The sequence below is a fragment of the Gordonia phthalatica genome (assembly GCF_001305675.1).
Taxonomy (GTDB): domain Bacteria; phylum Actinomycetota; class Actinomycetes; order Mycobacteriales; family Mycobacteriaceae; genus Gordonia; species Gordonia phthalatica.
On the sequence record NZ_CP011853.1, the window covers coordinates 833,789 to 853,854 of the forward strand.

The window sequence follows — 20,066 nt, forward strand, 5'->3', positions numbered from 1 at the left end:
ACTCGACACTCCGCGTCAGAAGAACGTCCCCGAGAACGGTGCGACGTCGACGGCGAGCATCGCGCCCAGCAGCGCCACATCGTCGTCGGCGCCGTCGATTCGGCCGGCGGCCGCCATCTGGCGGACGGTGATTCCGCCGAGGTACAGGCTCGACAGCGCGGCGATGTCGATGGCGAGGTGCGCGTCGTCGTCGGTCCGGGCGGCGGTCGCGGTGCCGTCGTCGGCGACGGTCAGGCGGTAGCGTCCGCCGCGGTCGCCGAAGCCGTCGGCGATGTCGAGGACCAAGTCGCCCGGGGCAGCGTACGTGCGCAGCTCCAGCGCTTTCACGACGTCGAGGATCGACAGCCACAGCTCGTCCGACCGGCCCTGCACCTCGACGGCGCGCGCGTTGCGCAGCTTCAGCGGCAGGGGATCGTCGACCGGGATCGACGCCTTCACCGCGGACACGAGATCGAGGCCGGTGAGGACGCGCCACAGGTCGGTGTGGGCCTGCGGCGTGGCCGCCACGAAGTCGCCGACCAGGGCGGTCTTGTCGCGGGCGTCGATCCGGTACGCGGCGTAGCCGTCGGCGTGCAGCAGGTAGTGCAGGCCGCTGGTCTGCGAGTTCCGGCGGAAACTGCGGTCGGCCATGATCGACGGCCACCAGGTGTCGGGACGGGTGATGGCACCGGTGCGACCGGCGGCCCAGCGGGCGTGGACGGCGGGGACGTGCTTGGCGATCTGCTCCTGGTTGCCGTAGCGGACGCGGGAGTCCGCGGGGGCCGGCGTGCGGAAGTCCGCGGCCGGCGGCTCCACCCGGATCTGGTGCGAGAAGGCGGCCGGACCGAATCCGAAGCGCTCGTAGATGCCGCCCTCGGAGGCGGTGAGGGTGGCGAACGGGAGGTCGTGCGCGCGCCACGTGCGGTACTGCTCGGTCAGCATCCGGCGCAGCAGTCCGCGTCGACGATGCGTCGCCGACACCGACACCCACGACAGTCCCGCCGTGGTCGCGATGCCGCCGCCGGGGACCGTCACCGGCACCGGGAAGTACAGGGATACGGCGACGATCGGCTGCCCGTCGGAGGCGGTGTCGCGGATGACGACGGTGTCGCCCTCGCCCGCACGGTTGCGGAACTCGATCATCTCGTCGCCGGGCAGCGGCTTCGGCAGCGCGAAGGCGCGGGCGTCGATGGCGAGGATCTCGGGCCAGTCCGTTCCCCGTGGCCGCTCCAGGGAGAGCGGGTCGTTGGATTCGGGCTCAGAGATCGAAGTGCTCACCCGTCCAGTGTGCCAAAGCTCACGGCGGTCGATGCAGTGCATGCGGAGCTGCGACGATGTGAAACCGTTGACGGGTGAACGTCCCGGATGCAGCGCAGTACGACGGCCTGGCCGTGACCGTCATCGACATCGACGATCCTGCGGATCCCCGGGTCGACGACTTCCGCGACCTCAGCAACGTGGACCGACGCCCCGACGTCGCCGTCCGCACCGACGGTGCCGTCGGGAAGGGCCTGGTGATCGCGGAGGGCGTGTTCGTGACGCAGCGGATGATCGCCTCCCGGTTCACCCCGCACGCGTTCTTCGGCGTCGACCGCCGGATCGGGGAACTGGCCGCGGACCTCGCCGACCCGTCGCTGGCCGGGGTCCCGTTCTACCGGGCCTCCCGCGCCGTGATGGCCGAGACCGTCGGATTCCACCTGAACCGCGGCGTGCTGGCGGCCGCGCATCGGCCGGCGGAGCTGTCGGTGGCCGAGGTGATCGCCGATGCTCGGACCGTGGTGGTCCTCGAGGGCGTCAACGACCACGAGAACATCGGAAGCATCTTCCGCAACGCGGCCGGGCTCGGCGTCGACGCCGTGATCTTCGGCGCGCACTGCTCTGATCCGCTCTACCGTCGCTGTGTTCGCGTCTCGATGGGGCACGCCCTGCTGGTGCCGTTCGCGAAGTCCGACGACTGGCCCGGGGACCTGGACGTGCTGCGCACGGAGGGCTTCACGACCGTCGCGCTGACGCCGGGAGAGGGGAGCGTCCCGCTCGCCGGTGCCGTCACCGGCGGCAAGGTGGCCTTCCTCGTCGGCGCCGAGGGGCCGGGGCTCACCGAGGAGACGATGCAGCGCTGCGACGTCCGCGCCCGCATCCCGATGTCGCGCGGGACGGACTCGCTGAACGTCGCGACCGCCGCCGCCGTCGCCTTCTACGAGCGGATCTCGCGGTCGGAGTGAGCCGGGGACGCCCGGCCGCGTGAGGGGGTGCTACCCGCGCGCAAACTTCGTCCCCGTGAGCGGCCGCCGCTGACGATATGCCCGGCAGCAGGCCTCAGGGGGACGAAGTCTGCGACGGTTCGTCGAGCAATCGGACTCGAGCTGCCTACAACCGCCCGCGGAAGCCGAAGTACCGGGAGATCGGGCCGGGAGTGCGTTCCTGCTGAGCGTCGGTCTGATCGCCCGTCTCGGCGTCGAATGTTGCGGCCGGCGCGACGACCCGCTCGATCGGTTCGGTCTCCTCGGCACCGGCTTCGGGAGTGGCGACCTCGGGGACATCGGCGGCGTCGCCGGTCAAGGGCACTGACGATTCGACGAACTGGTCGCGGCCGTCGTCGGGGCCGACGCGGTACACGGTGACCGGAATCCGTGCCGGGTCGAGCGAGGGCTCGGACTCGCGGAAACCGAAGCCGAACCACTCTCGGTTGGCCGCGTCGGCGAGAGCGCCGGGATGGAAGGGGAGTGCGAGCGGGTCGTCGCCCGCGTCGGGCTGAGGGTGCTCACCGGCCCAGTACGGGCCTTCGAACGGGTGGGGGAGTCCGGCGTCGATCTTGATCGATGTCGAGGTCCCGGCGAACGCTCGATGCAGGTCACCGTCGTCCCAGCGGGCGAAGCAGCCGATGTCGGCGCCGGGATCCACCGAGATCAGGGCCCAGGTGTGTCCGACGCCGAGGTCCGCGAGGTACGCCGTCAGCTCGTTGGGATCGGCGGTCCGCAGGCTGTGCCCGGCCAGGACCGCCAGTGAGCCGAAGTGCGCGGCGAAGACGCGGTTGTCGGCGCCGCCGACGGCCGCCCCGAGGTCGGAGGTGCCGATCGCGGTGATCTCCGTGTTGGCGAACGCCTTCTCGATGAACGACGTGGTCTGGGCGGGGTCGATGGAGACGCCCGAACGCAGTTCGGCGGCCGGGTCGTCGCAGTCGACGAACCACAGCACAGAAATATTCGGCAGCACCGAGCCTCCAGATCGTTTCATTCGTTCGGGTGACTGCGGACGCCGAGCAGGACGTCCTCCCACGCCGGGACCGTCGGGGTCGCGCGCTTGCCGCGGTGCCGCGGGGTGGTCGACTCCTTCTCCGCGGGCTTCGTCGGCGCCTGGACTTCGGTGTCGTCGTCGTATCGGAGGTCGAGGACCTCGGACAGGCCCTGTCCGCGTCGACGCTGCTGGTCGGTCACGTCGTCGGCGTTCACCGTCACGAACTCGTGGCCGTCGTCGGACACCTCGCGGGTCGGGGGCTCCGGCACGGGCAGCGGTTCCGGTGCGGCGGGTACGACGGTGGGCCTGCGGTACGACCGTGCCAGGTCGGGCTCGGTGAGCTCGACGGCGAGGTCGTCCATCGGGTCGGTGGTGCCGCCGTGCGATCCGAGGGTGAACCGCCAGTGCGCGTAGACGTCCTCGTCGGGGTCGGGCGCCACCTGCACCACCCACTGGCCGGATTCGGTGCGCCAGGCATCCCACACCGCGTTCTGGGGTGTGCTGCCGCGCAGGACCAGGCATTCGGCGACCAGTTCACCGAGTGTCCACGACGTCGGGCCGTCGATGCCCATGGGATGCGAGGCCCGGGCCAGTTCGGCGGCGCGGCTGCGTTCCAGGATCACCGGGTGCGCGAACCGGTTGATCTTGTCCTCGGAGACGCCGGTCGCCTCGGCGAGCTCGGCGACCGTGGCGCCGGCGCGAACGCGGGCCTGGATCTCTCGCGGGGTCAGCGTGCGGACCGCGGCGACTTCGGCCGGGGCGGGCTTCGCGGGAGGAGCCTCGGTCGGAACCGACTCGAGTGGCGCGGACTCCGTGGATTCGTCGGTGGACTCGACGGCCGGCTCGTCCGACGCGGAATCGTGCGCGTCGTCCGTGGGGTCTTCGGGGGGATCGGCGACGTCGGCGACCGGCTCGGGCGGATGGATGAGGGTGCGCAGCATCGAGTCGATCGGGATCTGAAACTCTTCGCCGGACTCCAGGTCCATGACGATGATGTGCGTGCCGTCCGCATCGGAGCGATCAGCGTGCAGCTCGCGCATCGACTCCTCCTCCGGTCACCAGGTACGCGGACATTGGTTCAACCCTAATGAATTCATCGCCCGAACGCTGGATGGACACGCGGTGAATCGCACGTCGAGCCAGGTGTTTTGCCTGTCGTGCGGGATATGCGGCACTGAGACACCGCTGCCCGCCGAACGGATCGGCGGGCAGCGGTGGGTGACTCAGGGGGGCGATCAGAGGCGCTCGACGATGTAGTCGATGCACTGCGTCAGCTTCGTGATGTCCTCCGGCTCGACGGCCGGGAACATGCCGATGCGCAGCTGATTGCGGCCCAGCTTGCGGTACGGCTCGGTGTCGACGACGCCGTTGGCGCGCAGCGTCTTGGCGACGACTGCCGCGTCGACCGAGTCGGCGAAGTCGATGGTGCCGACCACCTGGCTGCGGTGCGCCTCGTCGGCGAACGGCGACGCGAACTCGCTGGCCTCGGCCCAGTTGTACAGGCGCGAGCTGGAGTCGGCGGTGCGGCCGGTGCAGAAGTCCAGGCCGCCGTTCGAGTTCATCCACTCGATCTGGTTGGCGAACAGCAGCAGCGAGGCGAGCGCCGGGGTGTTGTAGGTCTGGTTCTTGGCGCTGTTGTCGACTACGGTCGGCAGCGACAGGAACTCGGGGCACCAGCGGCCCGACTCCTTGATCTCGGCGATGCGGGCCAGGGCGGCCGGGCTCACGATGGCGACGTAGAGGCCGCCGTCGGAGGCGAAGCTCTTCTGCGGTGCGAAGTAGTAGACGTCGGTCTGCGCGATGTCGACGGGCAGGCCGCCCGCGCCCGAGGTGGCGTCGATGGCGATGAGGGCGTCACCGGCGGCTTCGGGACGCAGGACCGGGACGGCCACACCGGTGGAGGTCTCGTTCTGCGCCCAACCGATGAGGTCCACGCCCTCGACGTCGGCGGCGGTCAGCGCGGCCGGATCGGGTGCCGTTCCGGGATCGGTCGAGATGACCTTCGGATCCTGCAGGAAGGGAGCCTTCTTGGAGACCGTCGCGAACTTCGACGAGAACTCGCCGTAGGTCAGGTTCAGGGCGCGCTCGCGGATCAGGCCGAACGACGCGGCGTCCCAGAAGGCGGTGGTGCCGCCGTTGGAGATCAGGACCTCGTAGCCCTCGGGCAGCGAGAACAGCTGGGACAGGCCGGAACGGATGTCGCCGACGACGTTCTTGACCGGCGCCTGACGGTGGCTGGTGCCGAACACCGACGCACCGGTGTCGACCAGCGACTGCAGCTGCTCGGGGCGGACCTTGGAGGGGCCGCAGCCGAAGCGGCCGTCTGAGGGAAGGAGTTCGGCGGGCAGCGTGATTGCAGTATCGGTCATGTCGTCGATTCTAAAACAGTGCTGGTGGGCGGTGCGCGCCGCCAGTCGATCACGTGGGGCGGCTCACGCGGGCAGGGACTTCACGATCGCGATCAGCGAGTCGAGGAAGGCCTCCTCGCCGAACGTGTTGACCTTCCAGAACACCGCCTGGCTGCCACCCGAGGTGATCGCCGACAGGAAGTTGCGCTCGCCGACGCGCTGCCGTTGAGGATTCCCGCGTGCAGACGGCCCAGGACGTCGTCGAAATCTCCGTTGATGACCGTCTCGTACTTCGCCGTGCAGTGATCATGACGGGTGTCCGGGACTCCGTCATTCAGTGGAGGGAGTCAGCAGGTCGCCCGCTCGTCGGTGACCGTCGTCGCTTGCGCCGCGATGTCGCCGGCGACGGCGCGGTCGACGCGCATCACGCGGGCGAACCACTGGATCAGCGGGCCGACGCCGAACGCGTACAGCACTGTGCCGACGCCGAAGGTGCCGCCGAGGAAGAAACCGATCACCACGACCGCCACCTCCAGGACGGTGCGGACCACCCGGACCGACCACCCGGTGCGGGCGACGAGGCCGGTCATCAGGCCGTCGCGCGGGCCGGGACCCAGGCGGGCGCCGATGTAGAGGGCTGTCGCGAAGGCGTTGACGACGATGCCTGCCAGCATCATCGGGATCGCGACGAGCAGCTTCGGGTGGTCGGGGAGGAATCGGCTGACGGCGTCGAACGCCAGGCCGATGACGATCACGTTCGCGACGGTGCCGAAGCCGGGTCGCTGCCGGATCGGCAGCCACAGCAGGAGCACGACGGCGCCGACGATGATCGTGACGGTGCCGACCGACAGACCGACGTGCTCGGCCAGGCCCTGGTGCAGCACGTCCCACGGGATGTTGCCCAGCCCGGCGTGCAGGATCATCGCCATCGAGACGCCGTAGAGGACCAGGCCGACGCCGAGCGCCAGAAGTCGTGTGAACATGCTTCCACTGTGGCGAAAACTGGTACTGGAATCCATAGCCAGTTGTGAAACACTGGACTCATGGTGACTCCGACCGGCGTGATCGGTGCCGCAGCTCTCGCCCGACATCTCGGTGCCTGGCGCCCAGCGGGACCGCAGCCCTCGTATCGGGCGCTGGCCGACGCCCTGCGCGTCTTGGTTCTGGACGGCCGCGTCCCCGTCGGCACCGGCCTGCCGAGCGAACGCACCCTTGCCGCGGCGCTCGACGTCTCGCGCACCACCGTCGCGGGCGCGTACGCCGCGCTCCGCGAGAGCGGGCACCTGTTGTCCCGTCAGGGTGCGCGCAGCGTCCTGCGGCTCCCGGTCCAGGTGCCCGCCGAACCCGTCGATCTCGGGGCAGAGGGCGACATGATCAAGCTGAACATCGCGGCCCCCGCCGCCCCGGTGCAGATCGTGCACGACGGCTACCGGCACGCGCTCGAGTGTGCGCCCGGGTATCTCACCGGCTCGGGCCTGTACCCGAACGGACTCCGCGCCCTCACCGAGACCATCGCCGACCGCTACACCGAACGCGGCCTGCCGACGACCGCCGATCAGATCCTGGTGACGTCCGGCGCCCAGCACGCGCTGCGGCTGGTGCTGGACATCCGCGTCTCACCCGGCGACCGCGTTCTGCTGGAGCAGCCCACCCACCACGGCACCATCCTCGCGCTGGCCCGCCACCGCGCCCGCGCCGTCACCATCGGCCTGCACCCCGAGCACGGATGGGACCTCGACCAGCTGGAATCGACGGTGCGGCTGCAGCGGCCCGCGCTGATCTTCGTCATCCCCGACTTCCACAACCCGACCGGACTCCTGCTCGACGAGGCCGGTCGCATCCGCCTCGGGGAGATCTCGGCCCGCTACCGGGTGCCGGTGGTGGTCGACGAGACGATGGTGGAACTGGGACTCGACGTCGCCGCGCCGCCCCCGGTGGCGGCGTTCGCTCCGCGCGGCGCGGAGATCATCACCCTCGGTTCGGCGAGCAAGACGGTGTGGCCCGGTCTGCGGGTCGGGTGGATCCGCGTCGACGGCCGACCCGACACCTACGCGCTGGCCCGGTACGAGTCGGACCTCGGCGGCGCGGTGTTCGAACAGTTCGCCGCGCAGTACGCGCTCAGCCACCTCGACGACTTCCTGCCGGCCCGGCGCGACGCCCTCCGCCTGCAGCGGGCCGTCGCACTGGAGGCCGTCGACGAGCACCTGCCCGGAGCCGTCCCGGTCCGCGGGGTCGGCGGCCTGTGCCTGTGGGTGTGCCTGCCGCGACCGGTCGCCACCGCCACGGCGGCCGCCGCGGCCGAGCTCGGCGTGCGGCTGATCCCCGGCGGCTCGTTCGGCCCGCACGGTGGCTTCGACAGCCACCTCCGCATCCCGTACACGCTCGACCCCGAGACCCTGGCGGCCGGGATCGACCTCGTCGGACAGGCCTACCGCCGAGCGATCGGCGACGAACCGTGCACGCGGCCCGCCGACGCCCAGGCACTGCCGGATCGGCTGGTGGTGTGAGCGAAAGTAATATGCAGGACGTGAAAAAGCTGGTAGACCTGCCCAGTATGCGAGTCGGATACGGTGCCGCAGACGGGGACGATGCGGCCGGCGCCGACGGATTGGCGGCCAACCTCGATCCGTCGTGGCTGATCGGCGATCCGCCGTGGCTCGGCCTGTTCGAAGCGTGGCTGGCGGAGGCCGTCGTCGCGCGGATCCCCGAACCGAACGCCATGGTGGTCGGCACCGTCGACGCCGACGGACTGCCCGGCACCCGCACCGTCCTGTGCAAGGGCGCCGACGAGCGCGGCATCGTCTTCTTCACCGGCTACCACTCGCAGAAGGGGCGGGCCTTCGACGCGCACCCCTACGCGTCGGCGACCTTTCCGTGGATCGCCCTGGAACGTCAAGTCCACATCCGCGGCCGCGTCGTCAAGGTGACGCCCGAGGAGACGGCAGCCTACTGGCACTCCCGCCCGCGCGGGTCGCAGCTCTCGGGCTACACGTCCGCGCAGTCGCAGCCGATCGGGTCGCGCGCCGAGTTGGAGGCCGCCGCCGCAGCCACCGCCGAGCGCTTCGGCGGACGCGACTCCGACGAGCCGGTGCCGGTCCCGGACGACTGGGGCGGCTACCGCATCGAGCCGGAGGTCGTCGAGTTCTGGCAGGGTCGCGCCAATCGGCTGCACAACCGGGCCCGCGCGGTGCGCACCGCCGACGGCTGGACTCTGGAACGGCTCCAGCCCTAGGCCCCCACCGACGCCACCGTCCACGGCCGCAACAGCCCACGACGGCCCTCACGAAGGCACCCATGTCTCGACGCATTCTGGCCGACACGCGGCCGCTGCAGAACGTCTATTTCCGGCGTCTGTGGACCGCCAACATCGTCACCGTCATCGGTGCGCAGTTGACGATCGTCGCGGTCCCCGCCCAGATCTACGCGATCACCGGCAGCTCCGCCTACGTCGGTCTGTCCGGCGTCTTCGGCCTGGTCCCGCTGGTCGTGTTCGGCCTGTGGGGCGGTGCGCTCGCCGACACCTTCGACCGCCGCCGCATCCTGATGGTCACCACCGTCGGCCTCATCCTCACCTCGGCCGCTTTCTGGCTGCAGGCGGCGCTGGACGTGAACAACGTGTGGCTGCTGCTGTCGATCTTCGCCGTCCAGCAGGCCTTCTTCGCCGTCAACCAGCCCACCCGGACCGCGGTGCTGCCGCGCATCCTGCCGCTGGAACGACTGCCCGCCGCCAACTCCCTGAACATGACGGTGATGCAGGCCGGCGCCATCGCCGGACCGCTGGTCGGCGGTGCCCTGATCCCGATCCTCGGCTTCTCGACGCTGTACCTGGTCGACTCCATCTGTCTGTTCGCGACGCTGTGGGCCGTCGTCACCCTGCCTCCGCTGCCACCCGAACACGAGGAGGGCGTCGCGCCGCCGACCGCCGGTTTCCGGTCGGTGATCGACGGCCTCATCTACCTGAAGGGGCACAAGGTGCTCCTGATGTCGTTCGTCGTCGACCTCATCGCGATGATCTTCGGCATGCCGCGCGCCCTGTTCCCGCAGATCGCGCACGAGAGCTTCGGCGGCCCCACCGACGGCGGCGTCGCCTTCGCCATCCTGTTCATCGCGATCCCGCTCGGCGCGGTGGTCGGCGGCGTCTTCTCCGGCTGGGTGTCGAACGTGGAGCGGCAGGGCCGCGCCGTGGTGATCTGCATCCTGATCTGGGGCGCGTCGATCGCTGTCGCCGGCGCCGTCCTCGTGTTCGCGCGCGGCACCATCCTGCCGATCCTGCCGATCGTCGTCTTCGCGATGATGGTCGGCGGCGCCGCCGACATGGCCTCGGCCGCGTTCCGCCAGACCATGCTGCAGTCGGCGGGCAGCGACGATGTCCGCGGTCGCCTTCAAGGCGTGTTCATCGTGGTGGTCGCGGGCGGTCCGCGCATCGCCGACGTGACCCACGGTGCGACGGCCGCGGTGGCCGGGACCGCGGTCACCGTGGCCGGCGGCGGCATCCTGGTGGTGATCCTGACTGTCGTGGCGGCGCTGGCCGTGCCGGTGTTCTGGCGCTACCGGGCGGCGATCGACAACTAGTGCCCTAGGCCGTGTTGGATGAGTCCCTTTGCCTGTCTCGGCGGCCCGATGAACGCCTGGCTGCGTTGTCGTCGGTCGACATAGCTACCGCTATGCCTCCCTCCTCCGCCTTGCCAGCCGTCCATCGGATCCACCGATCCAAGGCAGTGGACTTTCGCAACACGGCCTAGGCTCCTCAGTCGCGCGGAGGGCGCCGGATCGGTTCGGTGCGCAGCTCGGTGCCGAGCTCAGGCAGGTCCGTCGAGGGCGCGTCGAGCGGTGCCGTGTCCGTGTGGGGTGGATCGTTCGGCGGCTCGTCGAGCGGATTGCGGAAGGTGACGGCGATCTTCTGGAAGCCCTTCAGCCGCTGCATCTGCGCGTACCGGGTGTAGGCGGCGACGTCGCCCGACAGCAGGTGCACGTTGTCGGTGAACTCGGTGAGCAGCGACCGCGGATACAGGCGGTCGACGCGGACGGCGTCGATCTCCAGGCACACCACGATCAGCACCGCGGCCAGGTAGAGGAAGGCGATCAGACCGAGGACCACCGCGAACACACCGGTCACGTCGCGGCTGCGGGCCACGACGCGGGTGATGTAGACGGCGCCGAAGACCTGCAGGCCCTGCCAGCCCAGGGCGGCGAGCACGGCGCCGGGCAGCACGTCGCGGACCCGGACCGGTCGTGCGGTCCCGTGGCGGAAGAGGACGACGAAGACGGCGGTTCCGAGCAACACGCCGACGTAGGGGGAGAGGGTCTGCCAGCCGTCACCGAGGTGGGTCGCCGCGATGTTGATGCCGACCAGGATGATCAGGGCCAGCCCGATCGAGACCAGCAGCGCGGCACCGCGGAGGCGGACCGTGATCGGGTTGGGGCGGGAGTTCCTGGGCACGCCCCAGATGGTGTTCATCGCGTTCTGCGTCGCGACCGAGACACCGAGGGCACCGTAGGCCGCGCCGACCAGACCGACGACGACGGTGGTGGTCCCACCTGTCAGACCTTCGGGGTCGTGGAGTTGGCTGCCGATGACCGGGATCTGTTCGAACGCGGTGTTGAGGATCTGGTCCTTCAACGCCGTGTTGTTCTGCAGCAGCCAGCCGAGGATGGTCGTGAACAGCAGCAGCAGCGGGAACAGCGAGACGAAGGCGTAGTACGTGATCAGTGCTGCGAGGTAGCCGCCCTGATCGTCGACGTACTTGTAGATCACCGCGAGCGGGAAACCGGCCTTCGGGTGGCGACGCTGGAAATCGTCGAAGGACGCGGCGAACGACACCGAGAACCCCCTCGTCGACTCGAAGAACTACCACCGGCGGATGTCAAGGAAAGACCTTACGGGGTCGGCGATTCCAGATCGCGCAAGAAGCCGGTGATCGCGTCGTTCACGGTCGCGGGCGCTTCCATCTGGACGAAGTGCCCGGCGCCGGGGACGACGAGCGTCGACCGCAGGCCGGGGACCAGGTCGGCCATCGTGGCGAGTGCCGCGCGGCCCATCATCGTCAGGACCGGATCCTGCGCGCCGGCGATGAAGGCGGTCGGGACGGTGATCGGCAGGTCGTGGGTGTCGACGGTCTGCTCCCACACCAGGTCCTCGGCGCGGTACCAGTTGAGCCCGCCGGTGAACCCGGTGCGGGCGAACTCGTCGACGTACCGGTCGAACTCCTCGGCGCTGAGCCACGACCACGGCAGCGGCGGTGCCGCGGGCAGCACGTCCAGGTACCCGTTGCCCTCCGACGGGTGCTGCCAGCAGGAGAGATAGTCGCCGGCGCCGCCGAGCGCGTGGAAGATCTTCGCGAGGAACTCGTCCGGATTCGCGTCGAGTTCCGCGTCGGCGACTCCAGGCGTCTGGAAGTAGTGGAAGTGGATGAAATGCTTTGCCGCCATGTGCGCGAACCCTGCCGACGGGCGGATCGGCGACCGCGGGAGGCGCGGGACGCTGAACTGGATCAGTGCGCGCACACGATCGGGCGCCAGGGTCGGCAGATCCCAGGTGAGGTGTGCGCCGAAGTCGTGACCGCCGAACACCGCGCGGTCGAGGCCGAGCGTGTCGAGCAGTCCGACGAGGTCGGCGACGGTGTGCGTGCGGTCGTAGAGTCGCGAGTCCGACGGCGCATCGGTCCCGCCGTAGCCGCGCATGTCCGGCGCGATCACCCGGTAGCCGGCCTCGGCCAGCGCACTCATCTGATGGCGCCAGCTGAACCCGAGGCCGGGGAAGCCGTGGCAAAGGACGATCGGTTCGCCGTCGCCCTGCTCGGTGATCGACATGGTGATGTCGCGGAGGTCGACGGTGCGGTGAGTGAGCGGCTGCACGCCGACCACCCTCGCATGAGGCCGCACGGTGCGGCGCGCATTCAGAGGAGACGTCCCGCTATCGCTCCTCGTTGCTCTGCCACGGCAGGTTGGCGCGGCGGGCGGCAGTGACGGGGCAGTAGTGGATCGGGTTGTCGCGCTCGACGCCCGACGGCAGGTTTCGCGCCGGCGTCTCCAAGAGCGGGGCGTCGGCCGGGACACGGCCGGCGACGCGGTCGACGGCGTCGCGCGGTCGCGGGTGCTTCTCGTAGCGGGCGGGCACCAGGTTCATGACGAGGTTCACGACCTTGCCGAAGCGCTCGAAGCGCCGCTGGTCGGCGTCGGTCCACGACAGTTCCATCATTTCGCGGATCGGCTCGTCGTAGAGGCCGGTGGTGATCCACATGAACAGCCGTCCGACCACGGCGACCTGCCTGCGCCACAGCCACGTCGGCATCCAGCCCCGCATCCACGGCGGCGGCGGGAGCTGGGTGATGTCCAGGACGGTGCGGACGGCGGCGTGGTCGCGGAGCACGTGGCGACACATGTGGTCCCAGTACTCGAGGAATTCCTCGTAGGTGTCGGGACACGGTCGCATGCTGACGCCGTACTGGGCGTACCAGGCGCGGGACTCGTCGAACAGGGCGCGCTTGTCGGCCTCGCTGATCGGCGGACCGAAGGCCTCGGCGCATCGGATGTTGCCGTACCAGAAGGTGGCGTGCGCCCAGTAGAAGACGTCGGGGTCGAGGGCGTGGTAGCGCTCGCCGTTCTCCATCGTCCCCTTGATGGTGAGGTGGTAGTCGCGCACTTCTCGTCCGGTCGCGGGCGTCTGGTCGAAGACGACGCCGCTGATCGGATACAGCGAACGCATCAGCCGCTCCCAGCGTTCGCCGAAGAAGTCGGAGTGGTCCCAGACGCCGGCGGCGAGCTTCGGGTGCATGTTCTGCATGGAGCCCGACCACAGCCCCATGAGCATTCCGCGCCAGCTCCCGAAGTACTTCCACGTCACCGAGTCGGGGCCGGGAGCGGGAAGGTGTGGGGCCTTCGCGACCGTCTCTACCTGCGTCATGAGACGAACCTATGTAAGTCGTCTCAGTCTGTCAATCGGTCTGAGTCAGCGGAGGCGCAGCCGGACGACGTCGCCCGCGGTCAATTGCGCTGCGCGCCAGACCGACTCCGGATTCAAGACCGCGACCACCGGGTAGCCGCCCGTCACCGGGTGGTCGGCCAGGAAGATCACCGGCTGACCGCTCGGCGGGATCTGCACGCCGCCCAACGGGACGCCTTCGCTGCGCAGCTCGGGGAGGTCGTCGCGGTGGCGGGGGAGGGGGGCGGCGTCGGTCCGGTCGAGGCGCAGGCCCACCCGGTTGCTCGCCGGCGTCACCGTCCACCGGCCGACGGCGAGGACGCCGACGTCGACCAGGCGATCGTCGCGCGGACCGGGGTCGGCGATCAGATCCACGAGGTCGGGAACCGCCCCGGCCGGTGCGAACGTGGTGGCGGGCCAGACGTCGGCGTCGGTGCCGACCGCCAGGACGTCACCGTTCCGCAGCGGCGCCGGACCCAGCCCGGACAACGTGTCGGTGGAGCGGGAGTCGAGTTCCGCGGGGGCGTCAAAACCCCCGCGGACCGCGACGTAGTTCCGGCAGCCGCGCGGCGGGGTGGACACCTCGATCAGGTCGCCGTCGGACACGGGCACCGCGCCGTGGCTGCCGACGTCTTTGCCGCCCACCCGCACCCGGACGGCGGGGCCGGTGACGGCGATCAGCAGTCGGCCCGTCGCGCGCGCCGACCACCCGCCGAGGGTCACCTCGACGGCCGCAGCGCCCTCCGCGTTACCGACGAGGCGGTTGGCCTGCCGGAGTGCGGGCAGGTCGGCGGCGCCCGACCGCGGCACCCCGAGGTGCGCGAAGCCGGGGCGGCCGAGGTCCTGGAATGTGGCCAGCGGTCCGGTGCTCACCACGGTGAGCGACGCGCTCACGACGCGGCCTCGGCGACGAACCGGACCGTGGTTCCCGCGGCGAGCAGAGCGGGCGGTCGTGCGGTGCTGTCCCACATCGTCGCCTCGGTGCGACCGAGGAGAAACCATCCGCCCGGACTGCTCCGCGGATACACGGCGCTGTACCCGGCGGCCACGGCCACCGAACCGGCGGGCACCGAGGGGCGCGACTGCGAACGGCGGGTGATCCGTTGAAACATCTCACAGTCTTCGGGCTTGCTCGACGGGTCCGGAATGAGGTAGCCGAAGCCGGGCGCGAAGCCCATGAACTGCACCCGCCACAGGACCGCCTGATGCGCTTCGATCAGCCGCTCCGGGGACACGTCCAACAGGGTCGCGGCCTCACTCAGATCGGCGCCGTCGTACACCGTCGACAGCGTCAGATCGGGCGTCGGCGCCGCCGGTGATTCAGGTTCGGATGTGCTTGCCGCGCCGGAGAACTCACGGCGCGCCGCATGGACGATGCGGAACACGGCGAGCTGGTCCAGTCCGGCTCCCGGCAGCGCCTCGACGAGGATCGTCTCCGCCGCGGGTACCACGTCGCACGCGGGCAGGCGGCCGTCGTCGACCGCGGCCCGCAGCGCCCGTGCGCACAGCTGCGCCTCAGGCTCCGGCGACGCTCCGGCGCTGAAGTCAAGGAGGATCCCGTCGCTTCCCGCTGGTAGCTCTCGCATGTCATCAACCTACCGACATGTGAGTAAGCTGAGGACGCAACGATCGTCGCGGGCGCCGAGTAGGGACCCTCATGCGGCGTCATGGTCGAACCACGACTAGGTTGTTACGCAGCAACTGCTCACGCGCGAGTTAATAAGGGGTTTGTGTGTCCGTTGACAATGACGTGACCGAACAGACGACAGGGAAGTTCACCTACCCGGGTGGCGAGATCGACCTGCCGATCCTGAAGGCCGCAGAGGGAAGCGACTCGGTCGCGCTGGGCTCTTTCCTCGCGAAGACCGGGTTGACCACGTTCGACGGAGGCTTCGTCAACACTGCGGCCACCAAGTCGGCGATCACCTACATCGACGGCGACGCGGGGATCCTGCGTTACCGCGGGTACCCGATCGATCAGCTGGCGTCGAACTCGACCTTCATCGAGGTCAGCTACCTCCTGATCTACGGCGAGCTGCCGACTCCGGCTCAGCTCGACGACTTCACCAACCGCATCCAGCGCCACACGCTGCTGCACGAGGACCTCAAGCGGTTCTTCGACGGCTTCCCGCGGAACGCGCACCCGATGCCGGTGGTCTCGAGCGCCGTCAACGCGCTGAGCGCCTACTACCAGGACTCGCTCGATCCCAAGGATCCCGAGCAGGTCGAACTGGCCACCATCCGCCTTCTCGCGAAGCTGCCGACCATCGCGGCCTACGCGTACAAGAAGTCGCAGGGCCAGCCGTTCCTGTACCCGGACAACTCGCTGAGCCTGGTCGAGAACTTCCTGCGCATGACCTTCGGCTTCCCGGCCGAGCCGTACGAGGTGAACCCCGACGTCGCCAAGGCGCTCGACATGCTGTTCATCCTGCACGCGGACCACGAGCAGAACTGCTCCACCTCCACCGTGCGCCTCGTCGGCTCGTCGCAGGCCAACCTCTTCACGTCCATCTCGGGCGGCATCAACGCGCTCTGGGGTCCGCTGCACGGCGGCGCCAACCAGGCCGTCCTGGAGATGCTCGACGAGATCCGCGCTTCCGGTGGCGACACCAAGGCCTTCATGAACAAGGTCAAGAACAAGGAAGACGGCGTGAAGCTCATGGGCTTCGGTCACCGCGTCTACAAGAACTACGATCCGCGTGCCGCGATCGTCAAGCAGACCGCTGACAAGATCCTCGAGACCCTCGGCGTGCAGGACGACCTGCTCGAGATCGCCAAGGGCCTGGAGGAGGTCGCCCTCAGCGACGACTACTTCATCGAGCGTCGCCTGTACCCGAACGTCGACTTCTACACCGGCGTCATCTACCGCGCGATGGGCTTCCCGACCCGCATGTTCACCGTGCTGTTCGCCCTCGGACGCCTGCCCGGTTGGATCGCGCACTGGCGCGAGATGCACGCCGACCCGACCACCAAGATCGGCCGCCCGCGCCAGCTGTACACCGGCTACACCGAGCGTCCGTACACCCAGATGGGGGATCGCTGACCATGAGCAAGCCCGAAGTCGAGTTCCCGGAGGGACCGGCCCCGTCGTCGCTCGAGGTCACCGACCTGGTGATCGGTGACGGCCCGGAGGCGCAGCACGGCGGCACCGTCGACGTGCACTACGTCGGTGTCGAGTTCGAGTCCGGCGAGGAGTTCGACTCGTCGTGGGACCGCGGCCAGTCCGCGCGCTTCCCGCTCGACGCGTTGATCCCCGGCTGGCAGGAGGGCATCCCCGGCATGAAGGTGGGCGGTCGTCGTCGCCTCGTCGTGCCGCCGGAGCTGGCCTACGGTCCGGCCGGCGCCGGCCACCGGCTGTCGGGCAAGACCCTGATCTTCGTGATCGACCTGCTCGGCGTCTGATCGCACAGATTCTCATGACAACACCCGCGTCGCATGTGTGGCGCGGGTGTTGCCGTCTCTGCTCACCGAAACCGCTTCATCGACAGGAGTACAGCGAATGACATTCACCGCCATGGTCGCCCGTGAGAACGACGGAGCCGTCACCCTCACCCGCGAAGAGGTCGGCGAGAACTTCCTGCCCGACGGTGACGTGACCATCCGCGTCGAGTACTCCAGCATCAACTACAAGGACGCGCTCGCGGTGACCCCGCGCGGCGGCGTGGTCCGCGACTACCCGATCATCCCCGGCATCGACATCGCCGGCGTCGTCGAGCGGTCGTCGTCCGACGACTTCGCCGTCGGCGACGCGGTGATCGCCCACGGGCACGACATCGGTACCGCCCGGCACGGCGGTTACGCGGAACTGGCGCGGGTGTCCGCCGACCAGGTGGTCAAGCTCGGCACCCTGAGCACTCGCGAGGCCGCCGCCATCGGCACCGCGGGATTCACTGCGGCCATGAGCGTTCAGGCCATCCTGAACGGCGGTTACCGTCCGTCCGACGGCCCGATCCTCGTCACCGGGGCCAGCGGCGGCGTCGGCACCGTCAGCATCGACCTGCTCAGCAAGTTCGGCTTCGAGGTGGTGGCCTCCAGCGGTAAGGCCGAGGCTGCCGAGTTGCTGACCGGACTGGGCGCCTCCTCGGTGATCGGCCGCCTGCCCGAGGATCCCGAAGCGAAGATCCGGCCGCTCGGCAAGCAGCAGTGGTCCGCCGCCGTCGACTGCGTCGGTGGCCGCACCCTGGCCTACGTGCTGTCGAGCGTGAACTACGGCGGCACCGTGGCCGCCAGCGGCCTCACCGGCGGTGCGGGGCTCGACACCACCGTGATGCCGTTCATCCTCCGCGGTGTGACCCTCGCGGGCATCGACTCGGTGCAGAAGAACATTGACTTCCGCCGTGACCTCTGGCACCGGCTGGAAGCCGAGTTCCGTCCGCAGCATCTGGATCGACTCATTCACGAGATCGGCCTCGACGACCTCCCGGAGACCCTCCAGACCATCCTCGCCGGCCGCGCGATCGGTCGGGGAGTCGTGAAGATCTAGAACTCTCCAGAACGATTGCGACATTGAGCCGCTCAGAGCGGCTCAATGTCGCACTTTCTTCCGAGTCCGTCCCACCCGACCCGAGACGGGACCTTCGGCCCGCGATAGCATGCCCGCATGATTGTGAGTACCGCCACTGGAAACGTCACGACCATCGAACTCGCCCGCGAGGAGAAGCGGAACGCCCTCAACGAGGAGATGGTCGAAGGTCTCTCGAAGGCCTTCACCAAGGCGGTGAAGGACGGCGCGCGGGTGATCGTCCTGACCGGCCGCGGCAAGGTGTTCAGCGCAGGCGCGGACCTCTCCGGCCCCGTGTACGACGAGGCCTTCCTGGATCAGCTCGTCGCGCTCATCAAGCAGATCGAGTCCACTCCGGTCCCGGTGATCGCGGCGCTGAACGGCGCTGCGCTCGGCGCGGGTCTGCAACTCGCGATGGCCGCGGACCTGCGGGTCATGGTGCCGACCGCCCTCGCGGGCATCCCGGCCGCGAAGATCGGCGTCGCCATCGACGAGTGGACCATCCGTCGCCTGACGTCGCTCGTCGGCACCGGTCTGGCGCGCGGCATGCTGATCGGCTGCGACCCGCTGACCGCCGAGAAGGCCGAGGCACTCGGCTTCGCGAACCGGATCGGCGACCTGGCCGTCGCGCAGGAGTGGGCCGCCCAGATCGCGCTGCTGGCGCCGCTCACGCTGCGTCACTACAAGCTGGTCTTCACCGGCGACGGCGCTCGTGACGAGGCGCCCGCCGACCGCACGGAGGCGATGCGCGCAGCGTGGCTCTCCGACGACGTGCAGGAGGCGCGCGCCGCGCGCGTCGAGAAGCGCGCACCGGTGTTCACCGGACAGTAATCGCTCCCGAATCAGCGGTGTTCCCCCCCCTTATAGTGACGAGGAACACCGCTGTCGCGGGCCGCGGTGATCGCCACTCGGCGTCGTTCCTCCGATACGCCCCGAACATTGGCATTGATATGGTGACGGCGTTCGAGCCGGACTCTTCCGGCAAATCGTCTCATGACTCGGGGGATTTCGATGAAGAAGTATGGATTGGTCGCGCTGTCGGCCGCAGCGGTGATGGCGTTGAGTGGTTGTGGATCGGACGCGCCGTCGACCAGTGATACGCCTGTCGCCAAGGCGACATCGGTGGCGATGGCCTGCGACATGCTCGGCAAGGCGGTCAGTGACTTCTCGCGACCGGCCCAGGCCTGGGTGTTCCAGAAGCCGATCGGCGAGGACCCGGGGACCAGCGACAAGGACACCGTCCTGAAGATGATCGACGATTCCGATGCCGGGCAGGCGGAGGTCAAGGCGATCGCGCTGCGCATCTGGGACCTCGCTCCCAAGATGGAGTCCGCTGTGGAAGCGAAGGACGACGCACTGGCTCAGCAGATCATGAACGACGCCAAGAAGCCGCACGACGAGTTCATCGCCCGCTGCTCGAAGGAATCGGATTGGGGATCCAAGTCGTCCATCGTCAGTCTGCGCGGAACCCTCGACAGCAAGCCTGGCGACTACTCGGTTCCGTCTGCGCCCGCGTCCGCCCCGACGTCGTCTGCCGCGCCGACGTCCTCGAAGGCCCCGAAGCCGTTCACGCCGACCAAGCTCGGCACCACGGTGAAGCTTGGTGAGCCGGTGTCGTTGGAGTTCACCTACCAGGGCCAGAAGGGGCAGGCGGAGTTCACGGTGACCGGGGTTCGCACGGCGACCTCGGATGATCTGAAGTCGATCAGCGAGGAAGCTCGCGCGAAGGCGAAGACCTTCGTCTTCGTCGAGGCGACCGCGAAGTACCCGAAGGACTTCGATGTGACGAAGATGTCGTCGATGGCTAGCCCGACGGATCTCTATCCTCGTTACGAGGTCGCGGCGACCGACGGATCGACCGGCAGTCACCTCACCGTGATCGGCTCGTTCAAACCGTGTGAAGACGACAAGTCCAGCGGCTTGGAGGTCAAATTCTGCAGCGCATACGGTTTCGCCGCGCCGGATGCGAAGGTCTCCGAGGTTCGGATGATCGAGGCGAACTCCGAGGGTCCGAAGTCGGACGGACCGCTGTTCATCTGGAAGAAGTAGCGTCCCCGCTCGTTGAGCGCCTCCGCTGGTTGGC

At 69.2% G+C, this 20,066-nt stretch carries 20 protein-coding genes; 9 read left to right on the forward strand and 11 right to left on the reverse strand.

Features of this window, described 5'->3' with window-relative positions:
• Positions 1 to 15: 15 nt before the first annotated feature.
• Complete coding sequence (locus ACH46_RS03880; protein ID WP_226995755.1) at positions 16 to 1,257, reverse strand: GNAT family N-acetyltransferase; 1,242 nt, start codon at positions 1,255 to 1,257, stop codon at positions 16 to 18.
• Between the two features lie 74 nt (positions 1,258 to 1,331).
• On the opposite strand from ACH46_RS03880, the gene ACH46_RS03885 reads away from it, so the two are divergent.
• The gene (locus ACH46_RS03885) at positions 1,332 to 2,201 is read left to right on the forward strand and encodes a TrmH family RNA methyltransferase (protein WP_062391765.1); all 870 of its coding nucleotides are present in this window, start codon (positions 1,332 to 1,334) and stop codon (positions 2,199 to 2,201) included.
• A 145-nt stretch (positions 2,202 to 2,346) separates the two neighbouring features.
• Here ACH46_RS03885 and ACH46_RS03890 read toward each other — a convergent pair whose 3' ends face one another.
• The 5 genes from ACH46_RS03890 to yczE all read right to left on the reverse strand — a co-directional run bounded on the left by ACH46_RS03890 (position 2,347) and on the right by yczE (position 6,544).
• A complete protein-coding gene (locus ACH46_RS03890; RefSeq protein WP_062391766.1) occupies positions 2,347 to 3,192 on the reverse strand; it encodes a DUF6928 family protein in 846 nt (281 codons plus the stop codon).
• Between the two features lie 17 nt (positions 3,193 to 3,209).
• Complete coding sequence (gene sepH / locus ACH46_RS03895) at positions 3,210 to 4,253, reverse strand: septation protein SepH (RefSeq protein ID WP_062391767.1); 1,044 nt, start codon at positions 4,251 to 4,253, stop codon at positions 3,210 to 3,212.
• A gap of 195 nt (positions 4,254 to 4,448) precedes the next feature.
• Positions 4,449 to 5,582 carry a phosphoserine transaminase gene (serC, locus tag ACH46_RS03900; RefSeq protein WP_062391768.1) on the reverse strand — a complete coding sequence of 378 codons (1,134 nt, stop codon included), beginning with the start codon at positions 5,580 to 5,582 and terminating at the stop codon, positions 4,449 to 4,451.
• Between the two features lie 63 nt (positions 5,583 to 5,645).
• Positions 5,646 to 5,726, reverse strand: coding sequence for a hypothetical protein (locus ACH46_RS21905; protein ID WP_417935293.1), 81 nt, complete (start codon positions 5,724 to 5,726; stop codon positions 5,646 to 5,648).
• Positions 5,727 to 5,908: 182 nt separating this feature from the next.
• Positions 5,909 to 6,544 carry a membrane protein YczE gene (yczE, locus tag ACH46_RS03905; protein WP_062391769.1) on the reverse strand — a complete coding sequence of 212 codons (636 nt, stop codon included), beginning with the start codon at positions 6,542 to 6,544 and terminating at the stop codon, positions 5,909 to 5,911.
• Positions 6,545 to 6,604: 60 nt separating this feature from the next.
• Between yczE and yczR the strand changes: the two genes are divergently transcribed.
• The 3 genes from yczR (at position 6,605) to ACH46_RS03920 (ending at position 10,133) form a co-directional block, all read left to right on the forward strand.
• A complete protein-coding gene (yczR, locus tag ACH46_RS03910) occupies positions 6,605 to 8,068 on the forward strand; it encodes a MocR-like transcription factor YczR (protein WP_062391770.1) in 1,464 nt (487 codons plus the stop codon).
• An 11-nt stretch (positions 8,069 to 8,079) separates the two neighbouring features.
• On the forward strand, positions 8,080 to 8,793 hold the full coding sequence (pdxH, locus tag ACH46_RS03915; protein WP_062391771.1) for a pyridoxamine 5'-phosphate oxidase: 714 nt from the start codon (positions 8,080 to 8,082) through the stop codon (positions 8,791 to 8,793).
• Between the two features lie 62 nt (positions 8,794 to 8,855).
• Positions 8,856 to 10,133: an MFS transporter gene (locus ACH46_RS03920; protein ID WP_062391772.1), complete on the forward strand. Its 1,278-nt coding sequence runs from the start codon at positions 8,856 to 8,858 to the stop codon at positions 10,131 to 10,133.
• 175 nt (positions 10,134 to 10,308) lie between these two features.
• Here ACH46_RS03920 and ACH46_RS03925 read toward each other — a convergent pair whose 3' ends face one another.
• From ACH46_RS03925 to ACH46_RS03945, 5 genes are all read right to left on the reverse strand, one after another.
• Complete coding sequence (locus tag ACH46_RS03925; RefSeq protein WP_062391773.1) at positions 10,309 to 11,382, reverse strand: YihY/virulence factor BrkB family protein; 1,074 nt, start codon at positions 11,380 to 11,382, stop codon at positions 10,309 to 10,311.
• A gap of 56 nt (positions 11,383 to 11,438) precedes the next feature.
• Positions 11,439 to 12,371 (reverse strand): alpha/beta fold hydrolase, encoded by a 933-nt coding sequence (locus tag ACH46_RS03930; RefSeq protein WP_062394940.1) that lies wholly within the window; start codon positions 12,369 to 12,371, stop codon positions 11,439 to 11,441.
• 103 nt (positions 12,372 to 12,474) lie between these two features.
• A complete protein-coding gene (locus ACH46_RS03935; RefSeq protein ID WP_062391774.1) occupies positions 12,475 to 13,464 on the reverse strand; it encodes an oxygenase MpaB family protein in 990 nt (329 codons plus the stop codon).
• A gap of 45 nt (positions 13,465 to 13,509) precedes the next feature.
• Positions 13,510 to 14,376, reverse strand: coding sequence for a 5-oxoprolinase subunit C family protein (locus tag ACH46_RS03940; RefSeq protein ID WP_062391775.1), 867 nt, complete (start codon positions 14,374 to 14,376; stop codon positions 13,510 to 13,512).
• Positions 14,373 to 15,068, reverse strand: coding sequence for a 5-oxoprolinase subunit B family protein (locus ACH46_RS03945; protein ID WP_062391776.1), 696 nt, complete (start codon positions 15,066 to 15,068; stop codon positions 14,373 to 14,375). Before ACH46_RS03945 ends, ACH46_RS03940 begins: the two co-directional genes overlap by 4 nt.
• 146 nt (positions 15,069 to 15,214) lie before the next feature.
• Between ACH46_RS03945 and ACH46_RS03950 the strand changes: the two genes are divergently transcribed.
• The 5 genes from ACH46_RS03950 to ACH46_RS03970 all read left to right on the forward strand — a co-directional run bounded on the left by ACH46_RS03950 (position 15,215) and on the right by ACH46_RS03970 (position 20,032).
• Positions 15,215 to 16,525: a citrate synthase gene (locus tag ACH46_RS03950; protein ID WP_082399382.1), complete on the forward strand. Its 1,311-nt coding sequence runs from the start codon at positions 15,215 to 15,217 to the stop codon at positions 16,523 to 16,525.
• 2 nt (positions 16,526 to 16,527) lie between these two features.
• The gene (locus ACH46_RS03955; RefSeq protein WP_062391777.1) at positions 16,528 to 16,884 is read left to right on the forward strand and encodes an FKBP-type peptidyl-prolyl cis-trans isomerase; all 357 of its coding nucleotides are present in this window, start codon (positions 16,528 to 16,530) and stop codon (positions 16,882 to 16,884) included.
• A gap of 97 nt (positions 16,885 to 16,981) precedes the next feature.
• Positions 16,982 to 17,965 carry an acrylyl-CoA reductase family protein gene (locus ACH46_RS03960; protein WP_062391778.1) on the forward strand — a complete coding sequence of 328 codons (984 nt, stop codon included), beginning with the start codon at positions 16,982 to 16,984 and terminating at the stop codon, positions 17,963 to 17,965.
• A gap of 117 nt (positions 17,966 to 18,082) precedes the next feature.
• Positions 18,083 to 18,814 (forward strand): enoyl-CoA hydratase, encoded by a 732-nt coding sequence (locus ACH46_RS03965; protein WP_062391779.1) that lies wholly within the window; start codon positions 18,083 to 18,085, stop codon positions 18,812 to 18,814.
• Positions 18,815 to 18,994: 180 nt separating this feature from the next.
• Entirely contained in the window at positions 18,995 to 20,032 is a 1,038-nt protein-coding gene (locus ACH46_RS03970; RefSeq protein ID WP_157850998.1) for a hypothetical protein, read from the forward strand.
• Positions 20,033 to 20,066: the final 34 nt, after the last annotated feature.

What these genes read in the sequence shown, in the direction of transcription:
- sepH (WP_062391767.1), bottom strand. Translation starts at nt 4,253, where the DNA reads ATGCGCGAGCTGCACGCTGATCGCTCCGATGCGGACGGCACGCACATC.
- pdxH (WP_062391771.1), top strand. Translation starts at nt 8,080, where the DNA reads ATGCAGGACGTGAAAAAGCTGGTAGACCTGCCCAGTATGCGAGTCGGA.
- yczE (WP_062391769.1), bottom strand. Translation starts at nt 6,544, where the DNA reads ATGTTCACACGACTTCTGGCGCTCGGCGTCGGCCTGGTCCTCTACGGC.
- ACH46_RS03965 (WP_062391779.1), top strand. Translation starts at nt 18,083, where the DNA reads ATGATTGTGAGTACCGCCACTGGAAACGTCACGACCATCGAACTCGCC.
- yczR (WP_062391770.1), top strand. Translation starts at nt 6,605, where the DNA reads ATGGTGACTCCGACCGGCGTGATCGGTGCCGCAGCTCTCGCCCGACAT.
- ACH46_RS03920 (WP_062391772.1), top strand. Translation starts at nt 8,856, where the DNA reads ATGTCTCGACGCATTCTGGCCGACACGCGGCCGCTGCAGAACGTCTAT.
- ACH46_RS03960 (WP_062391778.1), top strand. Translation starts at nt 16,982, where the DNA reads ATGACATTCACCGCCATGGTCGCCCGTGAGAACGACGGAGCCGTCACC.
- ACH46_RS03970 (WP_157850998.1), top strand. Translation starts at nt 18,995, where the DNA reads ATGAAGAAGTATGGATTGGTCGCGCTGTCGGCCGCAGCGGTGATGGCG.
- serC (WP_062391768.1), bottom strand. Translation starts at nt 5,582, where the DNA reads ATGACCGATACTGCAATCACGCTGCCCGCCGAACTCCTTCCCTCAGAC.
- ACH46_RS03945 (WP_062391776.1), bottom strand. Translation starts at nt 15,068, where the DNA reads ATGCGAGAGCTACCAGCGGGAAGCGACGGGATCCTCCTTGACTTCAGC.
- ACH46_RS03935 (WP_062391774.1), bottom strand. Translation starts at nt 13,464, where the DNA reads ATGACGCAGGTAGAGACGGTCGCGAAGGCCCCACACCTTCCCGCTCCC.
- ACH46_RS03930 (WP_062394940.1), bottom strand. Translation starts at nt 12,371, where the DNA reads ATGTCGATCACCGAGCAGGGCGACGGCGAACCGATCGTCCTTTGCCAC.
- ACH46_RS03955 (WP_062391777.1), top strand. Translation starts at nt 16,528, where the DNA reads ATGAGCAAGCCCGAAGTCGAGTTCCCGGAGGGACCGGCCCCGTCGTCG.